This is a genomic window from Xenorhabdus koppenhoeferi, from assembly GCF_900116635.1.
GTDB classification, from domain to species: Bacteria; Pseudomonadota; Gammaproteobacteria; order Enterobacterales; family Enterobacteriaceae; genus Xenorhabdus; species Xenorhabdus koppenhoeferi.
The window spans coordinates 1-20451 of the sequence record NZ_FPBJ01000002.1 but is presented as its reverse complement, the minus strand read 5'-3'; the positions used below and the strand labels follow the sequence as shown (position 1 = coordinate 20451).

The 20451-nt window shown below is 42.7% G+C and carries 14 protein-coding genes and 1 pseudogene; 6 read left to right on the top strand and 9 right to left on the bottom strand.

All coding sequences use genetic code 11. From position 1 onward, the window contains the following. Nucleotides 1–36 precede the first annotated feature (36 nt). From BM329_RS00875 to BM329_RS00855, 5 genes and pseudogenes are all read left to right on the top strand, one after another. Nucleotides 37–1338 (top strand): anaerobic C4-dicarboxylate transporter, encoded by a 1302-nt coding sequence (locus tag BM329_RS00875; RefSeq protein ID WP_092547528.1) that lies wholly within the window; start codon nucleotides 37–39, stop codon nucleotides 1336–1338. 379 nt (nucleotides 1339–1717) lie between these two features. Next, the gene (locus BM329_RS00870) at nucleotides 1718–3502 is read left to right on the top strand and encodes a protein-disulfide reductase DsbD (RefSeq protein ID WP_092547525.1); all 1785 of its coding nucleotides are present in this window, start codon (nucleotides 1718–1720) and stop codon (nucleotides 3500–3502) included. 18 nt (nucleotides 3503–3520) lie between these two features. Next, nucleotides 3521–4112 (top strand): annotated as a pseudogene (gene dicD / locus BM329_RS00865) (division control transcriptional repressor DicD). A 571-nt stretch (nucleotides 4113–4683) separates the two neighbouring features. Next, nucleotides 4684–5808, top strand: a complete 1125-nt coding sequence (locus tag BM329_RS00860) for a porin (RefSeq protein ID WP_092547522.1) — start codon at nucleotides 4684–4686, stop codon at nucleotides 5806–5808. A gap of 242 nt (nucleotides 5809–6050) precedes the next feature. After that, nucleotides 6051–7241, top strand: a complete 1191-nt coding sequence (locus BM329_RS00855; protein ID WP_092547519.1) for an amino acid aminotransferase — start codon at nucleotides 6051–6053, stop codon at nucleotides 7239–7241. 96 nt (nucleotides 7242–7337) lie between these two features. On the opposite strand, the gene BM329_RS00850 is transcribed toward BM329_RS00855, so the two are convergent. The 7 genes from BM329_RS00850 to cmoM form a co-directional block, all read right to left on the bottom strand. Next, the gene (locus tag BM329_RS00850; protein WP_092547516.1) at nucleotides 7338–7970 is read right to left on the bottom strand and encodes an MBL fold metallo-hydrolase; all 633 of its coding nucleotides are present in this window, start codon (nucleotides 7968–7970) and stop codon (nucleotides 7338–7340) included. Between the two features lie 40 nt (nucleotides 7971–8010). Beyond that, a complete protein-coding gene (gene mepK, locus BM329_RS00845) occupies nucleotides 8011–8559 on the bottom strand; it encodes a peptidoglycan L,D-endopeptidase MepK (protein WP_092547510.1) in 549 nt (182 codons plus the stop codon). 407 nt (nucleotides 8560–8966) lie between these two features. Further along, nucleotides 8967–10685 carry a L,D-transpeptidase gene (ldtD, locus tag BM329_RS00840; protein WP_092547507.1) on the bottom strand — a complete coding sequence of 573 codons (1719 nt, stop codon included), beginning with the start codon at nucleotides 10683–10685 and terminating at the stop codon, nucleotides 8967–8969. 355 nt (nucleotides 10686–11040) lie between these two features. After that, a complete protein-coding gene (gene mukB, locus BM329_RS00835; RefSeq protein ID WP_092547505.1) occupies nucleotides 11041–15510 on the bottom strand; it encodes a chromosome partition protein MukB in 4470 nt (1489 codons plus the stop codon). After that, on the bottom strand, nucleotides 15507–16229 hold the full coding sequence (gene mukE / locus BM329_RS00830) for a chromosome partition protein MukE (protein ID WP_092547503.1): 723 nt from the start codon (nucleotides 16227–16229) through the stop codon (nucleotides 15507–15509). Before mukE ends, mukB begins: the two co-directional genes overlap by 4 nt. After that, complete coding sequence (gene mukF, locus BM329_RS00825) at nucleotides 16210–17532, bottom strand: chromosome partition protein MukF (protein ID WP_092547492.1); 1323 nt, start codon at nucleotides 17530–17532, stop codon at nucleotides 16210–16212. Before mukF ends, mukE begins: the two co-directional genes overlap by 20 nt. Then, nucleotides 17529–18314, bottom strand: a complete 786-nt coding sequence (gene cmoM, locus BM329_RS00820) for a tRNA uridine 5-oxyacetic acid(34) methyltransferase CmoM (RefSeq protein WP_092547490.1) — start codon at nucleotides 18312–18314, stop codon at nucleotides 17529–17531. The genes mukF and cmoM overlap by 4 nt, the downstream gene beginning before the upstream one ends. Before the next feature lie 168 nt (nucleotides 18315–18482). Here cmoM and elyC point away from each other — a divergent pair, with 168 nt between their 5' ends. Further along, nucleotides 18483–19292: an envelope biogenesis factor ElyC gene (gene elyC, locus BM329_RS00815; RefSeq protein WP_092547488.1), complete on the top strand. Its 810-nt coding sequence runs from the start codon at nucleotides 18483–18485 to the stop codon at nucleotides 19290–19292. A gap of 126 nt (nucleotides 19293–19418) precedes the next feature. Here the strand turns inward: elyC and kdsB are convergent, their stop codons facing one another. Next, nucleotides 19419–20168 carry a 3-deoxy-manno-octulosonate cytidylyltransferase gene (kdsB, locus tag BM329_RS00810; protein ID WP_092547486.1) on the bottom strand — a complete coding sequence of 250 codons (750 nt, stop codon included), beginning with the start codon at nucleotides 20166–20168 and terminating at the stop codon, nucleotides 19419–19421. A gap of 3 nt (nucleotides 20169–20171) precedes the next feature. Next, nucleotides 20172–20351: a Trm112 family protein gene (locus BM329_RS00805; protein ID WP_092547484.1), complete on the bottom strand. Its 180-nt coding sequence runs from the start codon at nucleotides 20349–20351 to the stop codon at nucleotides 20172–20174. Nucleotides 20352–20451 lie beyond the last annotated feature (100 nt).

Genomic DNA, 20451 nt, shown 5'->3' with positions numbered 1-20451 from the left:
TTTTCATAAGACCAAATAAATGAAGGAGTATTTAACATGTTAGCCATAGAATTGGTTATTGTTCTGCTGGCCATTTTTCTTGGGGCAAGATTAGGGGGAATAGGCATTGGTTTTGCAGGTGGTCTCGGGGTTTTAATCCTTGCCGCTATCGGTGTTAAACCAGGGGATATTCCGTTTGACGTTATCTCAATTATTATGGCCGTTATTGCTGCGATATCAGCGATGCAAGTAGCAGGGGGGCTGGATTATCTGGTCCAGCAAACAGAAAAACTACTCCGCAGAAATCCGAAATACATCACAATTCTTGCGCCTATCGTCACTTATTTCCTGACATTATTTGCAGGTACGGGGAACATTTCACTGGCAACATTGCCAGTTATTGCAGAAGTCGCCAAAGAACAAGGCATAAAACCATGCCGCCCACTCTCTACCGCTGTTGTTGCAGCCCAAATCGGGATCACTGCGTCCCCTATTTCGGCAGCAGTCGTTTACATGGCATCCGTCATGGAAACACAAGGCATCAGTTATATCCATTTACTTATGGTGTTATTGCCCTCAACATTCTGTGCCATCCTCCTCATGTCATTCATCATTTCATGGTTTTTTGATGCCAGGCTGTCAAATGATCCTATCTACCAAAAACGCCTTACTGATGGTCTGGTCGAAATGCGTGGAGCCAGCCAGCTCCAAATCAAACCTAAAGCAAAGCTATCCGTTCTGCTCTTCTTGATAGGTGTCGTTGGTGTTGTCATTTATGCGATTATCAATAGTCAGTGTGTCGGCTTAGTTGAAAAACCATTGATGAACACCACCAATGCGATTTTGATCATCATGCTCGGTATTGCCACCCTCACTACCATCATTTGCTCCGTTGATACCGATGCCATCCTGAACTCAAGTACCTTTAAAGCAGGTATGAGTGCATGTATCTGTATTTTAGGGGTTGCATGGCTGGGGGATACTTTTGTACAGGCTAATATTGACTGGATCAAAGAAACAGCGGGAAGTTTGATTCATGCCCAACCTTGGTTGCTGGCAGTCATTTTCTTCTTCTGTTCAGCCCTGCTCTATTCACAGGCAGCGACAGCAAAGGCCCTGATGCCAATGGCATTAGCCCTGCATGTCACACCACTGACAGCGCTGGCTTCTTTCTCTGCGGTTTCTGGCCTGTTTATCCTGCCGACTTACCCAACACTGGTTGCCGCCGTACAGATGGATGATACCGGAACTACCCGTATCGGGCGTTTTATATTCAATCATCCATTCTTTATTCCGGGCACTATCTCCGTTATCTTGGCCGTGTCATTCGGTTTCCTGTTTGGCGGCATGATCTTGTAGTTTCGCAATATCTATGCCCATTGGATTTCAAGATGCAGCGCGACGGCAAGGAACGAATCCCCTGGAGCATAGATAACTATGTGACCGGGGTGAGTGAGCGCAGCCAACAAAGCTGCAACTTGAAAGGCGACAGGTATATGCCCAATAGATTTCGAATTACAGCTTGAAAGATAAAGGTAATATTATTTGAAAACGTTATTTCAGGGGCTGATCATAATGTCCCTGAAGTATTTCTGCCTTAAAATCTTTTCCTGTCAAAAACACAACATTGTCTTAATATTAGGCAAGTGACTTCCTACCATAGGTATCATCGGTTATAGTGCAGAGTCTGATAAATTTTACAAATCAAACCCACGATACAGGCAGATCAAAATTACTTATGATGAAACGTATTCTCATGATGTTTTTGCTGTTCATCAGTATCGCTCTTTCTCCTATCAAGGCCAGCGCACTGTTTGAACAACCAACGCAAAATTTCTACCTTCCTGCTGATCAGGCATTTATGTTTGATTTTCAGCAACAAGGGAATAAACTCACGCTGAACTGGGATATCAAGCCCGGTTATTACCTCTATCGAAAACAGTTCAGTATCACCCCCAAGCAAACATCGTTAGGTAATCCTGCGTATGCTAAAGGGGTTGAACATGAAGATGAGTTTTTTGGTAAAACCGAAGTTTATTTTCAATCAGCACGTATCGATATCCCTATACTATCCGCCACCAATGATTCTTCTCTCCAGGTGACTTATCAGGGATGTGCTGAAGCGGGTTATTGTTATCCTCCAGAAACCCTGAGCGTGCCATTACAAGCCGTTATTGCTTCAACATCACCCAATAACGAAACCGTAGCATCATCAGATATAGCAACATCTCAAGAAACAGTATCTTCAAAAGCTCAGCTGCAACAGAAAGATATCCAGACCAAAGATCATGATGTTCCATTCTCACCGCTATGGGCTTTGTTGATTGGCATTGGCATCGCTTTTACTCCTTGTATACTGCCGATGTATCCACTGATTTCCAGCATAATTCTGGGCCAGAAACGCCCCGAAAGTATGAAACGAATCTTTTGGCTTGCCGTAAGCTATGTCCAAGGGATGGCACTCACTTATACGATACTTGGGTTGGTCGTTGCTGCTGCCGGTTTACAATTTCAGGCGGCCCTGCAAAACCCTTATATTCTGATCGGGCTATCAGTACTGTTTATTTTGCTGGCCTTATCTATGTTTGGATTATATTCACTGCAACTTCCTTCTTCTGTCCAAACTCGCTTGGTAGATTGGAGCAATCAACAACAAAGTGGTTCTTACATTGGCGTATTTTTTATGGGGGCCTTGGCAGGGCTTATTGCTTCCCCCTGCACCACCGCACCACTCAGTGCCATCTTGCTCTATATTGCCCAAAGTGGTAATACACTGGTTGGCGGCCTGACCCTTTATCTCTACGCATTTGGTATGGGCTTGCCGCTTATTGCTGTCACGTTATTCGGTCATAAACTCCTGCCTCGCAGTGGCCCGTGGATGCAGTACGTTAAGGAAGCTTTCGGATTCATTATTCTGGCGCTGCCAGTATTCTTGCTGGAACGGGTACTTGGCGATACATGGGGGGTCCGATTATGGAGCATGTTGGCGATTGCTTTCCTTATTTGGACTTTCGCAATAACGTTGCACAGCAAAAAAGGCTGGCTTCGTACCTTACAGATAATTTTACTGGCTCTGGCCCTTATTGCTGCGCGCCCTTTACAAGATTGGGTATGGGGAACCCCTACAATAGGGCAACAAAAAACAGCAATAAAATTCCAGCGAATAAATGATTGGCAAGAATTAAGCCAAATTTTAGCTGAAAATCGCCATCAACCGATCATGTTGGATTTGTACGCTGACTGGTGCGCTGCCTGCAAAGAGTTTGAAAAATATACTTTCAGTGACCCACAAGTACAGACACAATTGAGCCAATTCCTTATGCTACAGGCAGATGTCACGGATAACGGGCCAAAACAGAAAGAATTACTGCAAAAATTGAAGGTATTGGGGCTTCCCACTATTTTGTTTTTTGATGTTCAAGGCAATGAAATAACCGATTCGCGAGTCAATGGATTCATGAATGCGGAACGCTTTAGCCAACACGTACAGCACATATACCCAAAGGGTATACAACAAAAGTAACCTAAAAGGAGAACCCTTGTGCAACGCGAATATGTGCTTAGCCATGTCCTGAACTTACTGGAACAATATGGCCTGTCTGCATCATTGGAGACACTTTTAACTCCCCTTGACATTGATATGGGCCATATAAAAAATTTTTGGCCTGACCGAGAAGCTCTGCTCTATGACTGCTTGCGTTATCACAGTCAGCAGATTGAAATTTGGCAGCGCCAAATCCTGCTGGACGAAATGCTAAGCCCTGAACAAAAATTATTGGCGCGTTACGATACCCTTCAAGAAAAAGTGCAGGAACAACGCTATCCGGGCTGTTTGTTTATTGCTGCTTGCAGCGCTTTCCCTGACATAGATCATCCGATTCACCAATTGGCAGAGCTGCAAAAACAAAACTCTTTCCATTTCACATCAGCGTTATTGCAACAACTCGATATAGACTATAACGAGCAAATAGCGAAACAGATGGAACTCATCCTTGAAGGATGTCTCAGTAAACTATTAGTGAAAAGAGATATTGAAGATGTCATCATTATCTCTTTGTTATCTCTTTGCAAAACTGCTGACGCAGGATATTCTAACTATCGCAAAATGCCGAAAAAATGGCGCATTAAGCTAAATAGTTTGTCATAATGGTGAGACTTTTATATTTCTCATTTCTCTCAAAGTCGTTAACGAAGCTCTTTTCAAAAAAATTTTCACATTACGAATAAGCTGCCACATAAATTGATTCCTGTTTGGGCATCAAGGCAACCGGCAAAATAATATAACTGAAAACCGAATTTTTACGCTGTAAACCCACTGACCTGAAAGAAGCGACGAAAATGGTAAGTGAATCGACAGGTATCTATAATCGGTACAGACCTCACTTAGCCCTGACATATAAAACGTCCGATGAAGTACATCATCAGGCGTTAAATAAAATAAGTGTCAACGTATATCAGGACCAGACAACAGCGAAAACTGCGCGAAAAAAGTTCCCTGATATTTACATTTTGAAATATCTATTTTCCCTTTGTTACTTATTTTGCACTTTTGTAGCATTTTGAGGGTAGATAAAATTCATTACCAATGGAACACTGATCGCCAATTAATAAGACACTCGATACCTACAAATAGTTCCAAAAATTTTTAGTGTTCTATTTTTGACAGTAACAAGTGTCTGGATAACACCAATGAGGGTAATAATAATGAAGCGCAATATTCTTGCAGTGGTAATCCCAGCTCTGCTGGTTGCTGGCACAGCAAACGCAGCTGAGATTTTTAACAAAGATGGCAACAAACTGGATCTGTACGGTAAAGTAGACGTTCGTCACCAAATCGCAGATAAAAGAAGCAGCGAAGACGGCGATGCTTCTTATGCTCGTATCGGCATCAAAGGCGAAACTCAGATCTCTGACCAACTGACTGGTTTCGGTCGTTGGGAATACAATCTGAAAGCTCATAAAACAGAAGCTAACAGCGACGGTACTGCTTATACTCGTCTGGCTTTCGCTGGCTTGAAATTCGCTAACTACGGTTCATTGGATTACGGCCGTAACTACGGCGTAAACTACGATGTCAACGCATGGACTGACGTGCTGCCAATCTTTGGTGGTGACTCCATGGCTCACACTGATAACTACATGACTGGCCGTGCTACTGGCCTGCTTACATACCGTAACACTGATTTCTTCGGTCTGGTTGACGGCCTGAACTTTGCTCTGCAATACCAAGGCCAGAACAGCGAGCGCACCAAAGATAATCGCAAAGGCGCTACTGCAAATGGTGACGGTTACGGTTTGGCTACCACTTATGACGTAGGTTACGGTATCACTGTTGGTGGTTCTTACGCTAACTCTACTCGTGGTCATAAATGGAATACCAGTGATGCTCACGGTAAGCGTGCTGAAGCATGGAACATCGGTGCTAAATACGATGCTAACAACGTATATCTGGCAGCTATGTACGGCGAAACCCGTAATATGACTCCCGGTGCTGGTGGAAATGTAAGCAGAAGCAAAGTTGACTACTTTGATGGTGTCGCAAATAAAACTCAGAACTTTGAACTGGTTGCACAATACCTGTTCTCTGATTTTGGCCTGAAGCCATCTCTGGCTTACGTTCAGTCTAAAGGTAAGGATCTGAAGCGTAACAACGGTGCCAAAGGTTTCAACGCAGATCTGGTTAAATATGTTTCTGTAGGTTCTTACTACTACTTCAACAAAAATTTGTCTACCTATGTTGATTACAAAATCAACCTGCTGGACAAAAAAGAAGGTGGCGATACAAACGCCCGCAACGTATTCGGTGTTGGTCTGACTTATCAGTTCTAATCACTGTTGATAAACTGTTTAGCAAAAAGTTAAACATATTTATCTCAGAGAAGCAGCGCTCCGGCGCTGCTTTTTGCATTTTACCTCCCTGTTTTTTCGGACTATTTTTCTCACTCCGTAAACTACTTCACAAGATTTTATTCTTTTTGCTACAAGTAGTTGGCAAATGAGTTCCTTAGCGTTACCCTGAGCGGCATGTAACTTATTTTGGGCTTAACTCTCCGAGTCTTGGAATCAAAAAAATGTTTGAGAAAATTACAGCAGCGCCTGCCGATCCTATTCTTGGTTTAGCTGATAGTTTTAAAGCTGACCCTCGTGGAAATAAAATCAACCTGGGTATCGGAGTCTACAAAGACGAAACTGGTAAAACTCCTGTTCTGACCACCGTTAAAAAAGCAGAAAAATTCCTGCTGGAAAACGAAACCACCAAAAATTATCTGGCAATTAGCGGATTACCTGAATTTGGCCGTGTCACTCAAGAACTGCTCTTTGGCAAATTCAGCCCTGTCGTAACTGATAAGCGTGCCCGTACTGTACAAAGCCCGGGCGGAACTGGCGCACTTCGCACTGCCGCGGATTTTATTGCTAAACAGACCAATGCAAAACGTGTCTGGATCAGCAACCCCACCTGGCCAAACCATAAAGGTGTTTTTGCCAGCGCTGGTTTAGAAATTCGCGAATACAATTATTACGATGCAGAAAAACATGCGCTGAATTTTGAAGGCATGTTAGCAAGCCTGTCTGAAGCACAAGCAGGTGATATTATTCTGTTGCACGGCTGCTGTCATAACCCGACCGGTATCGATCCAACACCTGAACAATGGCAGAAACTGGCTGATTTATCTGCTGCAAATGGTTGGTTGCCTGTATTTGACTTTGCTTACCAAGGTTTTGCCAAGGGATTAGATGAAGATGCAGAAGGTCTGCGCATTTTTACCAAGAATCATAATGAACTGATCGTTGCCAGCTCTTATTCCAAAAACTTCGGCCTGTATAATGAGCGTGTTGGAGCCTGCACCATCGTTGCAACAGACAGCGATACCGCAGAAAAAGCATTCAGCCAAGCAAAGTCTATTGTTCGTACCAATTACTCCAACCCACCAGCACACGGTGCTTCCGTTGTTACAACAATTCTGTCCAACGATGATTTGAAAGCTGAGTGGATTCAGGAATTAGCAACAATGCGTGAACGTATTCAACGTATGCGCCAACTGTTTGTAAACACCTTGCAAGAAAAAGGTGCGAAGCAAGATTTTAGCTTTATTATTTCTCAAAATGGTATGTTCTCATTCAGCGGTCTGACTAAAGAACAGGTTGATCGTCTGCGTGAAGAGTTTGGTATTTACGCCGTTAGTTCTGGTCGTATTAACGTAGCAGGTTTAACACTGGAGAACATGGTTCCTCTGTGTGAAGCTATCGTTGCTGTACTCTAAGTTTTATCTGAGTATTGATATATTATCTAAAAAGCCGCTGAAATGCGGCTTTTATCTTTTTAATACAAAATATTACGATAAGAAAAACATATTTCATTAATCTTGCAGGAAAGGGTTAGTCTTCCGTTCATATCCCAATGTTGACATCGGCCCGTGACCGGGAATGAATTGATAGTCATCCCCCAAAGGCAGTACTTTCTCTTTAATGGATTGAATCAATTCATCATAATTTCCACCCGGAAAATCCGTACGACCGACACTTCCTTTAAACAACACATCTCCCATTGAGATTAATTTATCGGCATGATTAACAAGGATAATATGCCCTGGCGTGTGCCCCGGACAATGCAAAACAGACAATTCAACCTTACCAATTTGCAACGTATTTTCTTCCTCTAACCAACGATCCGGCGTGAAAGAGGGACATGGCTCAACACCAAACATTTGACATTGAATTTCCAGCCCTTCTATCCAAAAAGCATCTCCCTTATGTGGCCCATAAACAGGTACATTAAAATGCCTGGAGACTTCAAGGGCAGCACCAACGTGATCATAGTGACCATGAGTCAGCAAAATTTGTGTCAGTTTCAACTCACGACGCTCTATTTCGGCAATAAGCTGCTCAGCATTACCGCCGGGATCTACAATCGCCGCTTCCTGAGTTTCCTCACACCAAATCAATGTACAATTTTGCATCGCCATTGTGACGGGGATAATGTGGTATTTCATTATATTGTTGGACTCCACAATCAAGACTATAGGTATAAGATTACCACGTCCTGACCGGGCCTGTATCAATATGAATAAAATTACTCTTTGGATAAAATCCGACCCCTCCAGCTCCCATTTTCAGCGCTGCCTTACGGATATTCTCAAGTTGCATACCATCAATATGAAAATCCATTGCTTGTCCACGAGTATGGTAGCTATGTTTTGCTACTCTACCACTGGCTTGGCGTAACATATTATTTGTCATTAATGAACGATAGCCAGAAACTAATTGAACAGGTTTATTTATTCCCATAATCATCTGTAATAAATAAATTTGGTCAAATAATTTTGGATCAATCGTTTTGATCTTATTTTGACGAAAATCTCTAAATAAATAATTCAAACGGGATAATTCTGATTTGTTATAACGGCGACCATCAAAGAATTCAGCTTTGAGTTTTTCTCCCGTATGTAGGTTATTAAAGTGTAAAATTCGGGGGCGTGGGGTTGTCAATGCAGCCAAAGCATGTTGAGGCAATAAACTTAACCCCAATGCGGCCACGCTTACGCCGAGCCACTTTCGGCGATCATGGTCAATATCATTCATGGATAATATGCCCTGCTATTCTATGATTTATTAATATTTTCTAAACTTCATTACTTATTGAGTTTAATCGACTAATAAGACACCAACAAATAAAACTTTGTTTCAATTTTTTTGTATATTAGTGTAAATTAATCAACCAATAATTGTGATCTGCTTAACAAAATTCAAAACATATTAAACGAAAGTAAATATTTATGACGATAAGTTAATGGGAGATATCTCTATATGGAATATAAATATTTCTTCAATCAGAAAGAAAAATCCGGCTAAGATTATATAACAGGAATAAAATCATTGGAAAAATAATTAGCAATAAAAAATAACGGTGAAAGAAGTGTTATTTCTTTCACCGTTCATAACATTAACATCAAATTCATTCCCTCATAAATGATGAGGAACCACAAAAATTATAAATCATTTCTGGTAGCCAGAATCTCATTAAATGCCTCTGATTGTTGTCTTGCACTTATATCATAGTCATAGATATCAGCCCGATATTGTGGCACCCCTCCTTCATCAACCCAGGCTGTTTGATAATAGAGGAAAACAGGAATTTTTTTGGGTATATTTACATATTTTGTTGTCCATGTTTTCAATGAATTATTAACTTTATTTTTATTCCAACCCGCATCCCCCAATAACATGTCAGCCAGTTCAGGCGCTTTATTTACACGCACACAGCCTGAACTGACTGCCCTCATTTCCCGATCAAAAGAAGCCTGATTTGGCGTATCGTGCAAATAAATCGCTTCTGAATTTGGCATATTAAATTTGAAACGCCCTAATGAATTAGTTGGGCCAGGAGCCTGCCGTATTCGGTAAGGAAAATTACTTGGTGTTACTGTTCCCCAATCAATTGATGAAGGTTCAATAACCTTGGCATCATTACCCCAACTGGAAAAAACTGTATAACCCCGAGTACGAAAATAACTCGAATCCCGCATTGCCCTTGGCGCGATATCTTTTCGGGTCATACTGGTAGGTACGTTCCACGGCGGATTAATCACCACATTATTCAATTGACTGCTCATAATCGGTGTTTTGCGGCTGGGGCGACCAACCACAACTTTAGAGCTTAATACTTCCTTGCCATCCAAATAATAAAAAAGTGAGTAATTTGGAATATTGACAAAAATACCTGTAGGCATATCTGCCGGAATAATTCGTAATCTCTGTATATTTAATGCCATTATACGGGCACGAGTTTGTGGTGTTGTATTTAACCATATTTTCGTGGATTGACCGATCACACCATCCGCAGATAATCCATGCAGGGCTTGAAATCGTTTTACAGCAGCAACAAGTTCTTTGCCATAAACTTTATTATCAGATTTGACTGAAGATGATTCCAGCACACCGGAACGAACTAATATCTTTCTCAATGCAACCATACTCTCACTACTTTGCCCTGACCTTAACGTTTTTTTGGAGGAGAACTCTGTCCACGGTTGCCTATCAGATAATTGTCCTAACATCTCCTTACGCATATTTTCATACATAGGATGATTAGGTAACAAGGTCGTAATATAAGAGAGAGTGTTGTTATTATTGATATATTGTTGCCATTTATCAATTGATTGAGAGGGTGGTAAATTAATCTTATAAGGAGTTTTTCTATATAACCATGAATTTCCCTTTTTCTTAACATCATTGACAAAATGAAGATAACCTAACATAGCATCAGACAAAAGAATATCTCGTCCCATATCATTTAATTCAGGTGAATGAAGTTGTATTAACCATTTTTCAAATTGAGGCTGAAAACCAGCTAATGACAATTCAATCAATTGATTTTCAAGCTGTTGAATTGTTTTTTTATCCTGCCATAGAGGTTTCATATTATTAGCAATATATAATGTTGCCAACCGTTCAAAGAATATCGGTTTTATTTGTTGTGGTAACCAATTTTGTAATTTTTTTCGATTTTCATCAATAGAAGTTCCCGAAGATATAGGAATAGTCTTATCAACTGAATCAGTCAAATTTTCCTTTTTTTGTTCCTCTGATAATTCTTGCACATTGCTTGCTATCAATCCATTTTGTTGATTTGCAAAGGTTCCCTCTGATACCGCTAATGCGCTACAGATAAAAGAAACTTTCAGAAACCTGACCGTGTTCTTCGCCATAAGAGTTCACCTCACCTTATTATGTTATGCAGCTGTCCAATGACTTATTCTAATTCTCAGTCGCCCTATCTTATCAGAAAAGAATAGCAGTAATTATATACATAATTACTTCTTAAGATAGAGAACCAATCATACGCATTGACACTCAACAAAATAAAACATTCACTATAATAAATTAGAGCATACTGACCTTAAAAAAGAAAAAAGCACCTCTGGTGCCTTTAATCAAAGTATATTCTATTGATATTTCAGATTTAACGACTACTATAACTAAATATCGACCCATCATTTTCAGATAATATAAAAGGGGTTTCATTATAACCCCTCTTAATAACAGTATCTCTTAATAATGAAATTACTCTTCCAATATCGGTTGTGACTGCATTTGAGGATGCGTTTGTTCTGTCATAGGGGTATCCTGTCCGAAACCACGTAATCCAACAACATGTACATGTTCCTGATTATTGAAAATTTTGCGAACCAATTTATAAGTTGTGCCTTTTTCCGGACTGATATTCTCTGGTGCAGCGATAATTAATTGCATTTGTAAACGTTCACACAACTCAAACAACGTTGCGATGGATTTAGCATCCAAACGTGCAGCTTCATCAAGGAACAACAGTCGGCATGGTGAAATATCTTTACCACGCAGACGACGTGATTCCTCTTCCCAGCTCTGTACCACCATGACCAGAATAGACATCCCCGTACCAATAGCCTCACCGGTAGATAATGCCCCACTTTCCGCTTTCAGCCAACCATCCGAACCACGGTTTACTTCAACGTCTAATTCAAGATAGTTACGGTAATCCAGCAACTCTTCACCAATAGTCTGTGGCAAACGTTGCCCCATATCCATTTGTGGATTCAAGCGCTGATACAGTTTTGCCATCGCTTCTGAGAAGGTCAAACGCTGGCTGTTGAACAGATCCTGATGCTGTTCCTGCTGTTCGGACAACACATCCAGCAAAACAGAGTGGCTTTCACGCACGTTCACATTCAGGCGCACACCGCCAACCTGTCCGAAGGAAACCGCCTGCAATCCCTGATTTAACATACGAATGCGGTTCTGTTCACGTTGGATGGTTTTGCGAATGATATTAGCTACGCTCTTGGAACTGATCGCTAATTTCTGCTCACGTGCTGTTAATTCTTCAGTCAAACGCGCCAGTTCAATTTCCATTTGTTCGATAGCATCAACTGGATCATCCGTGCGGATGATATCCTGACGAATACGTTCGCGTAAATGTTGGTAAACGGCAACGAAGAATTGAATTTTTCGCTCAGGGCGTTTCGGATCTTCAGACAAGCGCAACACATCACGCAGGTGTTCATTATCAGCTACTGCCAGACGCAATGCACCCAATGCCTTATCCGACATTGAACGCAAATCATCACCCTCCATATAGGCCAGCTCGCGGCGATGTAAGCGACGTTCAACGCCGTTGTCTTTCACCATGCGCATGACAGCACACCAGCCCGCTTTTGAAGAAACAACTTGGTCACGCTTTTGATAGTAATCACGCTCAGATTTACGTAATTTCTTCTGGAGGTTTGCCATTTCAGCTTCACAGAATGCGATCTGTTTCTCAAGCTGGTTAATACGGGAACGGTTAGTATTTACAGCAGCATGAAGCTGATCACGACGTTCACGTGCACGAATTTCTGCATTAGCATCCGCCTGAACACCAATATCTTTCATCTCCTGTTCAAGCTCTTTCAACATATCCTGCTTAGTGTCATAAGAGCTTTTCAGTGATGCCAAGACTTGGCTGAACTGAGCATATTGTGCCTGCTGCTGGCGCAATTGTTCACGTGCGCGACTACGATCCGATTCTGCGTGTTCAAGGCGTTGACGCAGTTTGTCGTTTAGATCAGAGTTTTCACTGAGCATTCCTGCGGAATCGCTATAGCTGAAATGCGCACGGCGCTGTACAACTTCCGTCAAAGCAAAAGCTTGTTGTTTAGTTCTATTCTGGCTATGTTGCGCGGCCTCATAATCTTTCTGCAACTGTTTATGTTGCTGTGGATCGCTTTGCAAAACAGAAACCAACGGTTCGAGCTTGGTCAATGTATTGCCATGCTGTTGCAGAAATTGAGCTGCATCCTGCGCTTCATTCATTTCTTCACGGACAGTGTCCACACGATCAATCAGCGTTTCATCCAACAGGATTGTCATTTGTGGGATCAAGCGATTCAGCGCTGACAGACTTTCTTTAACCTGAACAAGTTTTTGTTGGTGCTGCTGGGTTTTGGTCTCAAATTGAGATAATTCCCGCTCCAGCTCGGTTCGGCGTTGATTCAGGCTGCGAATTTCTGCCTCTGGATCATCATCAAACGCAACAGACAGATGCTTACCCACAAAACGGCTGAAAGCCTGATGTGTCCGCTGGGTTTTTTGAACATCAAATGAGAGCGTTGCATAACGTTCAGCCAGAGTATCACGCTCAAGACTGAGTGCTTCCTGACGATTTTCTCTTGCCGCCCGACCAAACAGGGGAACTTCAGGATAGCGGGAATAACGCCACTGGCGATCAGATGATTTCACCAGAACTGCACTGTTCTGCTCTTCGAAGTGGAATACACTGTCATCGAAAGATTGCGGATCACCCTCAATCAAATAGAGATCTTCCGGGCAATCTTCCAATGATTCCAAAAGTGGGCGAACCAATGAAAGATCAGGCACAACAATCGCATGACGAGCAGGACCATACAGCGCAGAGAAATAAGGCGCATCATCAAGGGTAATGTCGTCATAAATTTCTGACAGTAAAACACCACCGAAACGTTCAGCTAATGCGAGTAATCGACCGTCTTCTGCTCCACTTGGTTGGCTCAGGCGATCAATTTGTTTTTCCAGTTCACGTTTCTGAGCCGCTACGTCATCACGTTCAACAGTGATTTCTCGTTCTTGCTCCAGCAATTGCTGCATGTATTCAGTGACATCGTGACCACTTTCAAGCGATGTATTACTCTGTTCACAAAGCTGATTCAGGGCTTCCTGTGCTGCTAACCATACTGGCGCACGCGCTGTCAATCCCTGAATCTTCTGTTTCAGCTGTTCAAACTCCTGACGCATCTGAATGCGGCGTTCACCACTTTCGTTGGCACTCAGGCTTAATTCTTCCAACTGGGCTTCTAATTCACTCTGTAGCGTCTCTAAATCTTCCGCCTGATATTGCTGGTTATGGCGCTTACAGAATTCTTGCAGTAAACGCTCAGCATTTTGCTGACTGTTCAGTCGTTGTTCCAATTCAGACAATTGGATACGCAACGGTTGAACCCTATCAGACAAATGGCGTTGAGATGACCATTCCCGCAATACTTCACGGGCTGCCTGCCAGGCTTCGCTGCGGCTCACTTCACCAACAATATTTTTAACCAGCTCATAAGCCTGCTCAAACTGACTGTGAGCCGCGTCAGCAACACTTAACTTCTGTTCTAATGCCAGCAAAGTTTCAGTCGCCTGCTGTGCCTTGGCTTGGTAAGTTTCTTGCCACTCATCGGCATTTTCAGTCGCCAGTTCTGGAAGTTGACAAAGCTCACGTGCTCGTTTTAGTGCTTGCAATGCCTGCTGATATTGAATTGCGCGAGTTTGCTGAACATCCAGAGCTTGCTGATAATCAGCAAGCTGGCTTTTCAATTCATCAACTTCCTGTTCTGCTGCCTCAGATGAGGTTTCATATTCCGCCTGAAGTTCTTTTGCTTCTTCAACGACTTCGACCTGTTCTTCCAACCGATAAGTCAGCTCCTCAACATCTGATTGATAACGTTCAATTTTTTCCTTCTGACGCATCGCTGTCTGAACCAGATTCAAATGATCGCTGGCCGCCTGATAATCCATTTCTAAATCAGAAGATACCCCACTTTGTTCCGCCAGCTCTCTCGCCATTTCAACATGACGATACTGCTCAGCTACCAATTGACGGCGGCTACCAAACAATTCACTACGCAAAGCCAATGATTCATCCAAATGAACACGCCGTTCGTTGGCATGACGCATATAGTCGGCAGAAACATAGGCCGTAGATTCTGTGATGAGATGCTTGAAAAGATCACGATCGGATTGCGTAACACGGATAGCTTCCAGTGTAATGCGGTTTTCACGCAATGCGGCTTCCATATCCTGAAACGCTTTTCTGACCCCACTGTTTTCTGGCAATAGATAATCACGCAGTGAGCGGGTAATGGCGCTGGAAATACCACCATATAGCGATGCTTCTATCAGGCGATAAAACTTGCTGCGATCACTTGCTGAACGCAAACGTTTTGGTATCACCCCCAAATCAAACATCAGAGCATGATAATCTGTAATAGAGTTAAATTGTTTGAACTGGGCACCTTCCATTCCATCAAGGCGTTCTTTCAGTTCATTCAAGGGCAGAACGCGTGCCTGACGTTCGCCGATATTTTCAGTTAATAACTGTGTTGGCTGAATAGATGCAGGAATTCCCTGAATCATAAACGGCTTGATATCAACCTTGCGATCACGTCCAGCAACTTGTTGTAAACGTACCCCTGCAATAATTCTCTGGTGGCGGGAATTCACGACATCCAATGTGGAATAACAGACTCCGGCACGTAATTTACCGTGTAAGCCTTTATCACGGGAGCCACTGGTTGCCCCTGCTTCTGTGGTATTGCGGAAGTGGAGCAATGTTAAATCAGGGATCAACGAGGTCACAAATGCTGCCATCGTAGTAGATTTACCCGCTCCATTACCACCAGATAAGGTCGTCACAAGTTCGTCAAGATCAAACGTTCTGGCAAAAAAACCGTTCCAGTTAACCAATGTCAGTGAGCGAAATTTACCGCGTTCAATCATGACTGCTCATCCTCCGTGCTTTCTGCTGAATGTTCTGATAGTTCCTCATGCTCATTCTCTTTTTGCGATACATCCCCTACCACTGGCATAGCTTCCCCATCACGGATCATCCGTAATTGTGCTTCACGTGGATTATCACCACTGCGCACATCTGCACCGAAGCGGAATACCGCTTCAGTGATCATAAATTTATTGCTGTCGTTTTGCAGGAAATAAACCATTCCCAAACGACGCAAGCGGTTTAGAGAAGATCGTGCTTTTTCCTGTAATTTCTGTTTGTCCAGATCGGTGCCGGTCGAACGTTGATTCACCACTTTCATCAACTTATTTTCGTTAGCTAACGACAACAGCTCTTCATATAATTCTTGAAAGGTAAATATTCCCTGATTGGACAAGCGTTCTGGGCTGAGATAGAGGTAACACAAGATCTTACCTACCATCATGTCCAGTTCAGAGAGAACAGATCGCGGGATCAATGTCGTAGAACGGGGACGCAGGTAGAAAAAGCCTTCTGGTGCACGGACTAACTCGACGTTATAGCGCGCATAAAACATTTCCAATTCTTCCTGAAAATCCATCAGAAAAGCATGATTATCAAGATCATCCACACTAATGTGACGCCCGGCGCGAAGATGACTATCTAGTTCAGGAAAAAGTGTATTGGATAATGCCTGAGCCAGTTTTACTGGCATAATTTGTTCAATATGTGTCGATGACATGTGCCTGCACCTTGGCTCCGTAATCATTAATCGCTAACCATTCCGCTGGCAACCCAGAGAAATCCGCTTCTGCAACGCCCAACCTTACCGCTTGATCCACTAACATACGTGCCACATCAAAATGGCGTTGACGTGGATACTGAGTAAGGTAAGCACGCATTACAGCCCCCAAATCCAGAGGACGTTTTGCTTGCTGGTAAATCGCCAGTGCCTGTTCCACCATTTCAGCCAGTTGTTCGTTGATTTCACTGAACTCTTCGTATTCCATTTCTGGCGGTAATTCTCCCATTACCTCTTCATTACGCAAAGTGAGTTCTTCATCACGTACATCCAGCAAGCGCTCGGCATTCGCGACGGTCAGTACCCACGGGCTGTCAAAATAGTGTTGAATGGATTGGCGAAGGCGCTGGGCAAAAATCCGGTTTTTATCCATATCAATGGCAGTTCGGATAAATTTGTGAACATGACGATCATAACCTATCCATAAATCAATAGATTGCTGTCCCCAGCTGATAATACGATCCAATTTGCCTTGCAGATCAAAGACCAGCTTATCAACCAGCTCAGAATCGCTGCCATTTATATTGGCATCCTGAATACGCAATAGGTTGGCCTGCAATTTGTCACCCGCTGCTTCCAATGTGTCCTGAAGTTCCCGCAGAGTACCCGAGGTTTCAGACAGTAGCTGTTCACAGTTAGCGATGGCAGCCTGCCAATCCTGATTAAGCAGCGCGGCGATATCCGTTTTTACACTGTTTTGCTGTTCATCCAGCAGGCGTTGGGACATATCTATACTGTCAAAAATTTCAGCCACAGAATATTTCAGCGGAGCAAAGACATTGCGATGCCAGTGGAATTCATCCCCGCCTTCTTCAGCCGCTTCTGCCGCCCGGTGCAATTCATTGGCAACGATAGATAGCTGCATGGAAAGACGCAACGTGGAGAATTCACGCTGGCGAATGTAATAATCACTGATACCCATTCCTAATGGAGTCAGACGGTAAATAGCATTACCATCTGCTAATTCACTGGTAAAACGGTTAATTAACTTCTGGCGAACCATATCATTGATGGCATTATTCGCCCTGACGGATACCGCTTCAGAAGTCTGCTCAAAACCTTTACATACTTCACGGAAAGCATCCACCAACTCCCCTTCACTCATTTCACCGTCAAACCGTTCACTGTTTAATACGGCAATTACCATCAAAAACGCCAGCCGTTCTGGTGGCAACGAAATTGAAAAGTCATTTTTTCTGGCCCAGAATACAAGTTCAGGAACAGTCTGGGAATATTCACTCATAATTTGCTCTTTAAGGTAAGCTTGCGTGCCATCACATGAATGTAGCGCCCCAGACTGATATAGGGTTCTTGTCTACAATAACGTTGTTCAAGTTCAAGCAACGCCGGAAAATCTGCATTTTGTAATTGGCGGCTTTGCAGGTAGTCGTGAAAAACTCTCACTCCTGTTTTTCCCGTTATTTCCATATTTAGTTCAGTCAGCCATCGATATACCTGTTCCGGTACTAATGGGTTCTGTGGTGATAGAGAACGTTTTCGGCGACGCTGAATATTCGGTGTCGCCAGATGGAAATTACCCAAGATGGCATTACGCATAACCAGCCCATTAGCATTATAAAACATTAATGAGAGTGCACCACCCGGTGTTATTATATTCCCCAATATTTCTATAGCCTCTTTTTGATCAGTAATCCATTCCAATACGGCATGGAATAGGATCAGATCAACAGGCTGCTCAATATGATGATGAATTTCTTGTACTGAACTTTGAATAAATTGCATCTTATGGGAAACACCCCGCCCCTCTGCGTTGTGCTTCGCCCGTTGAACCATCTCTTCTGACAGGTCACAAAGTATTACCTGATGGCCTAATTCGGCTAATTGGCAAGCCATATTTCCTTCACCGCCCCCCGCATCCAAAATGCGTAACGGACCTTGAGGAAAATGATTCAGCAATTCGTTAATATCTTGCCAGACAACGGCTTGCCTGATTTTACCTTTGGTTGTGCCGTAAATATTACGCGAAAATTTGTCTGCAATATCATCGAAATTGCGATCCAGCATGAAAAACTGCCTCACTTATAAGCTAAGGTTAATTTATCTATTGAGTAGTTATGCTATCTACTGCTATTTTTGCTACTGTTATTTTGGCACAGTAATTATTTAATTAACTACTTTTAGCCTTAAATTCGACCCTGTGCGACTACAATTTAACCATAACAAGGTCAGTCAATGTTATTCTTGCTAAAAAAGTATATCGGCTCGCTATTAATGCCTTTGCCGTTGATTATTATTATCTCTTTCACCGCCCTGATATTATTGTGGTTCACCCGTTGGCAAAAAACAGGCAAAACCATTTTATCACTGAGCTGGCTCGCATTACTTTTATTGAGTTTACAACCTGTTGCGGACAAACTCTTACTGCCTATTGAAGGGAAATACGTTCAGCGCTATGAACCCGACATACCACAGGCCACACCTATAAAGTATATTGTAGTTCTTGGTGGTGGCTTCACTTATAATTCCCATTGGGCACCTAGTGCTAACCTTATTAGTAATAGCTTGCCTAGGGTGACTGAAGGCATTCGGTTATATCATCTTAATCCTGGCGCTAAAATGATTTTCACGGGCGGTAAAGGCGTTAATTCAATTAGCAGTGCCGAAGTTGCTGCTATGGTAGCACAATCTGTAGGAATTCCTGTAGAGGACACGATAGCATTAAAAAAACCTTTGGATACCGAAGAAGAAGCAGCTGAGGTTGAAAAAGTGGTTGGGCAACAATCTTTTATTCTTGTTACGTCGGCTAATCACATGAAAAGATCACTGCGTTTTTTTGAGCAACGTGGTTTACACCCAATCGCAGCCCCTGCTAATCAATTGGCTATAACAACACCTTTATATCCGTGGGAGAAATATATCCCCTCAGTCTATTATTTTTCACATACAGAACGTGCTTGGTATGAAACATTAGGTCGGATCTGGCAAGCGATTAAACCAAAAAGTGCTGATATTGATACTGAAAAATCAGAAGATTCTCAGTAAAAACCGTTAAAATATCATCAGATTAGAAAAAACATTGAGAAAGAACACGGTTGAAAAAAAGAGAATGTCGTAATAACGCATTCCCTTTTAGCTCAGATTTAATTGATACTTTCTCTGATAGAGAGATCAAAGCCCTGCAAAAACTTTTCTTACAGCATCCAGATCTTCCGGTGTATCAACACCTGCGCCAGGTGCTTGCAATGCTTTTGCCACATGAATTTTTTCACCGTACCAAAGCACACGTAATTGCTCAAGCATCTCCATATTTTCCAATGGGCTTGGCGCCCACTGTACATAACGGCGGATAAAACTGACACGATACGCATAAATCCCAATATGACGCAGGAAGTCATTTCCAATCGACTCTTTTGATTGCATAAAGCGCTCTCGTTCCCATGGAATGGTAGCGCGAGAAAAATAGAGTGCATAACCTTGCGCATCCATGACAACTTTAACAGCATTAGGATTGAACGCTTCTTTCACATCTTCGATCTGTACGGCAAGTGTTGCCATTCCAGCATCACAGCCAGCCAGATTATCAGCCACCTGTTTGATGATCTGTTCTGGAATAAGAGGCTCATCCCCCTGAACATTTACGATAATTTCATCATCAGCAAATTGGTATTTATCAATAACCTCGGCCAAACGTTCTGTACCTGAATGGTGATTTTCGTTTGTCATGCAAGCTTCGCCGCCTGCGGCAATCACCGCATCAAAAACATCTTGGTTATCTGTCGCCACAATCACTCGTTCAGCACCGGAGCGAGTAGCCCGTTCCATTACACGTACAATCATAGGCTTGCCGTGAATATCAGCCAATGGTTTCCCTGGCAGACGTGTTGAAGCAAAACGTGCTGGAATGATAACGGTAAACATGGATTATTGGTTTTCCTCTGTAGGCAAAGTACGTGCTTCATTTTCCAGCAGTACAGGAATACCATCGCGGACAGGAAAAGCGAGACGGTCAAGTTTACAAATCAGTTCAAGGTTTTCTTTATCGTAACTAAGCTTACCATGACATACAGGACAAGCGATGATTTCGAGTAAACGGTGATCCATATAACCTATATGAACGCATCCCGTTTGCAAGGCTTTCGTTGTTCAGACATTGACGGTAGGTTGCAGCTCTATATCCGGCCTTACTGCAGCCGATGCTGCG